Genomic DNA, 6,805 nt, shown 5'->3' with positions numbered 1-6,805 from the left:
TGTTCTCACCTTCATTCGAGTTGAACCAAGTGCGTTAGCGGCATCTTCTTGAGAAACATTTTCAATGAATCTCAAAACGAGAAGTTGTCTATCTTCTTCGGTTATCTCTTTCATAAACTCGCCGATTAAACCTTTGAGCTCTGATTTTTCGTAATTGTCGTCTTGGCTGCCGGGCGCTTGGCCGTAGAGAACGCCGGAGTAAGTGGCACTGACTGCGCTAACGGCTGAATCCATGGCTGCGATGTGGCTTCGGTCTTCGCCGGTGCCCTTGGAGATGTAGTCGCTGAATGCGATCTCGCGGTTTCGAAACTTGTTGATAACCATGTTGCGGCCGATGGCCAAAACCCAGTTACTAAACGAGTTGATTCCGTTGTAGGCATTGCGGGCACGTTCTTCAAACGCCCGGCGAAAAACTTCTTGAACGGCTACTTTGAGCTCGTCTTCAATCTTGATGCCCTTGAAATAACAGTGGCCGCCTCCGCTTCGAAAGCTGAAGCCGTTGCGTAAGAAGCGAGTAAGGCCAGGAGCATAATTGAGATAAATTTCTTCCATGGCGTCTTTGTCACCAGCGCGAAATCTCTCTTGGAGCTCTTTGTTTTTTGCCAGAAACATATCTTACCCGTTTACCGCTGTGTGCAGTGTTACCTGTTGATTCAGGGATATCAGGGATAGTGATTGCAGAAAACCTCTTTGCTTAAAATGCGTCGAGCTGCGGCTACAGGAAACGGGCTAAGTCATTGTTTTGATTCGGCTTTTGGCTTAGCCAGTGGGGCGAGGCCGAGTTTACTTAGCAGGGCGCTGTGGTCGTTACGCTGCTTTGCCCAATAGGCAACTCGCATCATTCCTTGGAGTTCTGCTTTTTCGCCGCCGCTGTTCTCCCACTTAACCACTCGGTTTGGGAAAGCATTCTCTACAAAGATTTCCCATGTTTGTCCCCCTTCGATGCTTGCGATGTACCGACTGGTCTCAAAGGTACCGGCAGGGGTGGTGATTGTTTCAGGTGTTGGGTGACGGCCTAAAGTTGCGCGAGTGGCTTGAAGAGTTGCATGGTCAAGTCGCACCCGTTGCAATGAGTTGAGCATAGGCACGATGGTTTGCTCACCAGGAGCAAGCTTCGGGCCCGACATGCCTCTAGCCCAGAGCAATAGTGTATCTTCACTCAGTACGTGCGGCGCCGTTTTAAAGGTTCTTGATATGTCGGCCTCGTTTTCAAAATAGCTGTGACTGGTTTCCGTGATCTTGCCTCGTTCAAAAAGAAGTTGGTGGTAAACGTGCCCGCACCACTCCTGGCTTGAAAAGCTTAGTTTGCTGACATGTCCAACCGGTAGGTGGGCGTTGGATGAAAGCGTCACAAAAGCGCTAAGCATGGTGTTGTAGTCGTAGATACCAGTTTGAAAATCTTTGATGAGGTTAAGCTTCATCACGGGGTAGTGGCTGGCGTCTTGTGGGGCATCGGTTTTGACACGGGTCTGATGGTTCATAGTCTCGGTTACAAATATGGCGACAGCGTAGCCGGCGCGTTCTTGGCTGTAACGGGGCATGGTGAGTTTGTATCCCGCGATTTCTGCCTGTCCATCTGACCAATGCTTCCAAAAAGCGTCACCTTGCCCGACGCCTGGCGTTTGGGCTGGCGCTTCGGTGGCATCGATCTGAGGGGATTGGCAGGCGACGAGGAAAAAAATGACCACGAAGAGTTTGAGATTGTGGTGCATATAGAATTCCCCTTTGGTTAGTCGCAGCGTTTTTAGCACTATGCTCCATCGGATAATAGTTCGCCAATGATCGCCTCGTTGGTCTTACCGATCGGAAAAATGTGCGTCTTGTGAAGATCGTGTGGGGCGAAAGTTCGGCATGTGTAGGAAAAGATCCTTACGACCTTGCCATATGTAAGTCTTTTCCGCGATATAGTCATGTTCAATTGCTATGATCGGGGCATCCGGGGAGCTACGCATGGACAAAATTCGCATTATGATCGCTGATGATCACGCTCTCTTACGGGCAGGGCTGCGAAGTCTTTTGAGTGAGCAAGAAGATATGGAGCTTGTGGCAGAGGCCACAGACGGTTTGGAGGCCATTGAGATGGCCAAAGAAGTCCAGCCTGATGTCTTGGTGCTCGATATTACAATGCCGCGTAAAACCGGTATCGACGCCCTTACGGACATCCGTCGTAAGTGTCCGAAAACCCGCATCCTTGTCCTGACGATGCATGACGATCATGCCTACCTACGCTCAGTTCTTGCTGCCGGCGGGGCAGGCTATCTCGTAAAGCGAGCAGCCGATACTGAGCTACTTGCTGCCATTCGGGCGATCCATCAGGGCCGCTCCTATATTGACGTTGGCTTGGACAACAACCAGCTCCAAACAGTGCTTCAAGGTGAGGAAGACACGCGCACCTCTGCCGCAGCTAAGAGCCTAGAATCATTAAGTGAACGAGAGCGCCAGGTCCTTGAATTGGTGGCTTTAGGCTACACGCACAAAGAGGTTGGTGAGTCGCTTTCAGTAAGCGTCAAAACCGTTGAAACCTATCGATCGCGCTTATCAGAAAAGCTTGGGCTTCGAAGCCGAGCTGAATTGGTCCGTTTTGCCCTGGAATTGGGTCTTTTGGAACAAAATCGCGCCCAAACTCAGGGTTGATTACAGTCTTGTGGGGGTTGTCCCTCTGATTTTTTTTTCATTTTCGGGCATTTCCCCGATACCCATAAGTGCCTGCCTTATATAGTTAATGATTATTCCGGTTCCCGGGGGGGACATTTCATCTCAAGGGGCTAGATAGGCATTGCTTATCAATTGAGATGGGATAGCCGGAATGAGAAGAAGCAGCTTGTGAGCTAACCGAGTTCTCTGGGGAGGGTAACACGGACGAAAGCTCACTTGGTTACCACTTATTAGTGGTCCAGTTGTTTCGGGTGGGCAGGAGGTCCTGGGGGGACCCCTGCTATCACCATCCCTTTTATTCATTCTCTACATTCTTCAACATTTCGCTTGCGAATCGTTTCGTCTCGTAGATTGTGTGTTTCTATGACTGAACCAACTCATCCTTTGATCGATCTAAACTCGAACGCCATCAATGTTACTGACCAGCTCTTGGTTTGTTTGGCGGGCAATACCGCACGAGGCGATTTAGAGGCAGTGAAGCGGGACTGGCTTTGTTTAGCAGAAAAAGACCACCAGGCAGGTTTGGAGATCATTTTACAAACACATCTATTCGCCGGCTACCCGCGTACAATCAATGCCCTGGCTGTGGTTCGAAAGCTTGGATGTACGCTTAATGAGTCGACCGATGCACCGGTAGAGCAGTGGCGAGGCGACGGTGAGAATTTATGCTCTCAGATTTACGCGGGCACCTACGACAAGCTGCGTGTGGCCATCGGCTCTCTCCATGTGGACCTCGAGAAGTGGATGCTGGAAACGGGTTATGGTCGTGTACTTTCACGCCCTGGTTTAACGGCTCGGCAGCGGGAGTTTGGTGTGGTGGCGGTACTGGGTGGACAGAATGTGAAGCCTCAGCTCATGAGTCACCTGAGGGGCGCAATTCATGTGGGCGCCTCGATGGAATCCTTGGAGCAAGTGATAGGTTTGGTGGGTAAGATTTGGGGTGAGCAAGCCGAGCTGGAAAGCTTGAAGGTATTTAAAAAACTTGTCGGCGCAGGTCTTAGTTAAACTTTACCCGAAAAACGCGTTGGCTGCTTCCACCAGAGGCAACACGTATTCGAAGTATTCTCAAACACTTCGGGCATCGGCCTTCGTAGCGTGCTCCTGAGGAGTGTTTGTAAATACGAGAGTATGCATTGCAGCATTCGAAGTGAATGCCGAGCCATTGCCTTGCCGAGGTTTCCTGTTTTTTCGCCATATCTCTTGAAGAGATATCGACGAATTTCAGAAAAAATTGAGTGGGAAATTATCCGCCGTGGCTCTTCGGACGCTTATTGGCCTGAAGAACGCGCTTACGGATACGAATCATATCTGGTGTAACTTCCACCATCTCATCATCGCGAATCCACTCGATGCAGCGCTCAAGCGGCATCGGACGCGGAGTGGTTACCACGGTGGCATCATCTTTACCGGAAGCACGGTGGTTGGTGAGCTGCTTTTCACGAACGCCGTTAACGTTGAGGCAGTTGGCCCGGGCGTGTTCGCCGATAACCATACCTTCGTAAACATCGATACCAACGTCTGTGAAGAGAGTTCCACGCGGCTGTAAGTTAAACAGAGCATATGACGTGGTTTTACCCGGACGATCTGCAACCAAGGAGCCAACCAAACGCTGTGGAATGTTTCCGATTACCGGAATCCAGTCTTCGAAGTTACTGTGCATGATGGCTGTACCTTTTGTAGAGGTCAGCATTTGGTTGCGCAGTCCGAAGAGGCCACGGGTTGGAATCAAAAACTCGATGCGCATACGTTCGCCTTCAAGCTTTTGGTCTTCAAGAATACCTTTACGGGGTCCAATAAGCTCATTGACGACGCCGGTGAAGTCCAGAGGTACATCTACTACGAGGCGCTCGCGCGGCTCTTGCTTCTCTCCTTCGATTTCACGAATAACAACTTCGGGTTTACGAACGCAAAATTCGTAAAGCTCACGTCGTAAGCTTTCAATCAATACCGCAAGCTGAAGCTCGCCGCGTCCCATGACTCTAAACTGATCAGGGGTATCGCCATCTTTAATGCGAATACTTACGTTACCCAGAGCTTCCTTTTGGAGACGCTCACGAAGATGGCGGCTGGTTAGATACTTGCCACCACTTCGTCCTGCAAAAGGACCATCGTTGACTTGGAACACCATCGAAACAGTGGGCTCATCAACGTGAATCGGTGGAAGCTTCTCAATGGCGTCGGGTGCGCTGACCGTATCTCCAATGAAGCACTCATTAAGACCAGCCAAGGCAATGATATCGCCGCCTTCTGCTAAATCTTTAGGGTGACGCTCAGTTCCGTGAAATCCGAAAATTCCGGTGGCACGTGCGTTGTAGGAGTGAGCCTCTCCTTCGAGGTGAACGGTCTGGTTGACCTTTACTGTACCACTAAGAATTCGGCCAATGACCAAGCGTCCAACATACTCATCGTAACCGAGTTGGTTTACTTGCATGCAGAATCCCTTGTCCAGGTGACGCTGAGTCGGAGGCAAGTGAGCGATGATGGAATCGACGAGTGGTCGTAGGTCTGTCCCTTCAACATCTAAGTCAGTGGTTGCGGTTCCCGCGCGGCCATTGGTGTAGATGATTGGGAAGTTGATCTGGTTGTCATCGGCGCCAAGGTCGATGAAGAGGTCATAACATTCGTTGATAACTTCTTCGATGCGGCGATCTGAACGGTCGATCTTGTTGATAACCAATACTGCAGGAAGTTTTAGGTCCATGGCCTTACGCAAAACAAATCGCGTTTGAGGCATGGGGCCTTCGGCAGCATCGACAAGTAGTAAAACACCGTCGACCATACGCAGAGTTCGCTCAACTTCACCGCCGAAGTCGGCGTGTCCGGGTGTGTCCACGAGCTGAAGGTTGAAGGGGTCGTATTGAACCGATGTACATTTGGCCAAAATTGTAATGCCACGCTCGCGCTCTTGATCCATGGAGTCCATGGCGCGCTCAACGACTGCCTGGTTTTCCCGGTACATACCGCTTTGTTGAAAAAGTGCATCCACGAGAGTGGTTTTACCGTGGTCGACGTGGGCGACGATGGCGACAGTTCTTAAATGAGTTTCATTGGACATGACACGCTCTACAGCTTCAGGTGATGGGTCGGGGTAACGAGCGGCGCCCCTCTAGCAGTCGGGATGTGGATTGGGAAGTACTCTTTTAGTTGGAAGGTGCTGAACTTGGTGAATTTGCGGGTTTTTTCGGGCTTGGGGCCGCTTCTGGAGCTTTGGTTTCTACTTTTTTCACTGCTTTTGGAGCAGGAGGAGCCGTTGGAGCCGGTTTGGCGGGCTTTTTCGGGGAAGGGGCAATCGGGGCTGGTTTTTGTGGCTCAGGCTTGATTTTCGTACTTGCGGGCGCCGATTTACTGGTGTTTTCAGGGTTTGGCTTTGATTTGGCAGCTTTCGGCGTTCGATTGGAAGTCTTGGTAACCTTCGTTTCGGAAGATTTTGAGCGCCTGCTGGTTTTAGTTTTACCCCGGATCGGCTTAAAGGCCGACGGGATGTAAATAGAAGATCTTCCTTGGCTGGCTCTTAACCTTTTACGGACTCGCTCAATCTTTTCCTGCACCAACTTTGGATTGGAGTGCTGTGGCAGGCAGGAATAATAATAGTTGAGGGCTTTCTCGTACTCTCCAAGCTCTTGGTAGCAACTGGCCAGCTCGAAGTGGACCAAAGCCGTAAGATCAACACCGGGCTTGTTTGTGAGAAGCATCTCATAGGACGCGATGGCTTCAGTAAACCGGTTTTGAATGTAGTATGAGTTGGCGGTAAGTAGCTGAGCTTGCTTACTTTCAGCACTCTCGGGCCAGTTTTTTTGCAGTAAGGCACTTTCCATACGCGCCTGATCAAAGTTTTTTAGCTCTAAATAGATACGTATAACTTCGAGTTGGGCTCTGCGTGCGTCGGTATGCCCCGGGAATTTAGATATCAAAAGCTGAAGCTGATCGATTCCCTCTTCAGGTTCACCGAGCTTGTAGCGGTAAACGTCCGCCATATGAATGTGGGCGGCGCGAGCTTCATCGGTTTTTGGGTAATGGTCGAGAAGCATGCTGTAATCGTTAACGGCTTGTTTGTAGTCGCGCAGATAGAGGACGTTGATTCGCCCCAGCCGCTCTAGAATCATCAGCCTCTGGGTTTCTTCATATTCCTTGAGCTCGCTTTTGTGTTGTA

General features: G+C 50.4%; 6 protein-coding genes. 2 read left to right on the top strand and 4 right to left on the bottom strand.

What is annotated here, in order from left to right; genetic code table 11:
* Both HOK28_22915 and HOK28_22910 read right to left on the bottom strand, forming a co-directional pair.
* Positions 1-612 (bottom strand): sigma-70 family RNA polymerase sigma factor (locus HOK28_22915; protein MBT6435961.1); only part of this gene is annotated, 612 nt, incomplete at its 3' end.
* A gap of 122 nt (positions 613-734) precedes the next feature.
* Positions 735-1,712: a hypothetical protein gene (locus HOK28_22910; GenBank protein ID MBT6435960.1), complete on the bottom strand. Its 978-nt coding sequence runs from the start codon at positions 1,710-1,712 to the stop codon at positions 735-737.
* Between the two features lie 238 nt (positions 1,713-1,950).
* Here HOK28_22910 and HOK28_22905 point away from each other — a divergent pair, with 238 nt between their 5' ends.
* Together HOK28_22905 and HOK28_22900 are read left to right on the top strand one after the other, a co-directional pair.
* Positions 1,951-2,634, top strand: coding sequence for a response regulator transcription factor (locus HOK28_22905; GenBank protein ID MBT6435959.1), 684 nt, complete (start codon positions 1,951-1,953; stop codon positions 2,632-2,634).
* 384 nt (positions 2,635-3,018) lie between these two features.
* Positions 3,019-3,660 carry a hypothetical protein gene (locus HOK28_22900; protein ID MBT6435958.1) on the top strand — a complete coding sequence of 214 codons (642 nt, stop codon included), beginning with the start codon at positions 3,019-3,021 and terminating at the stop codon, positions 3,658-3,660.
* Between the two features lie 238 nt (positions 3,661-3,898).
* On the opposite strand, the gene typA is transcribed toward HOK28_22900, so the two are convergent.
* On the bottom strand, positions 3,899-5,710 hold the full coding sequence (typA, locus tag HOK28_22895; protein ID MBT6435957.1) for a translational GTPase TypA: 1,812 nt from the start codon (positions 5,708-5,710) through the stop codon (positions 3,899-3,901).
* 85 nt (positions 5,711-5,795) lie between these two features.
* Positions 5,796-6,805, bottom strand: a 1,010-nt coding sequence (locus HOK28_22890) for a tetratricopeptide repeat protein (protein ID MBT6435956.1), incomplete at its 5' end; no start/stop codon positions are given.

The sequence above is a fragment of the Deltaproteobacteria bacterium genome (genome assembly GCA_018668695.1).
Lineage (GTDB): Bacteria > Myxococcota > XYA12-FULL-58-9 > XYA12-FULL-58-9 > JABJBS01 > JABJBS01.
Note: the sequence above shows the minus strand (reverse complement) of the source record. Positions and strands in the feature narration are given on the sequence as shown.

What these genes read in the sequence shown, in the direction of transcription:
- HOK28_22910 (MBT6435960.1), bottom strand. Translation starts at nt 1,712, where the DNA reads ATGCACCACAATCTCAAACTCTTCGTGGTCATTTTTTTCCTCGTCGCC.
- HOK28_22900 (MBT6435958.1), top strand. Translation starts at nt 3,019, where the DNA reads ATGACTGAACCAACTCATCCTTTGATCGATCTAAACTCGAACGCCATC.
- typA (MBT6435957.1), bottom strand. Translation starts at nt 5,710, where the DNA reads ATGTCCAATGAAACTCATTTAAGAACTGTCGCCATCGTCGCCCACGTC.
- HOK28_22905 (MBT6435959.1), top strand. Translation starts at nt 1,951, where the DNA reads ATGGACAAAATTCGCATTATGATCGCTGATGATCACGCTCTCTTACGG.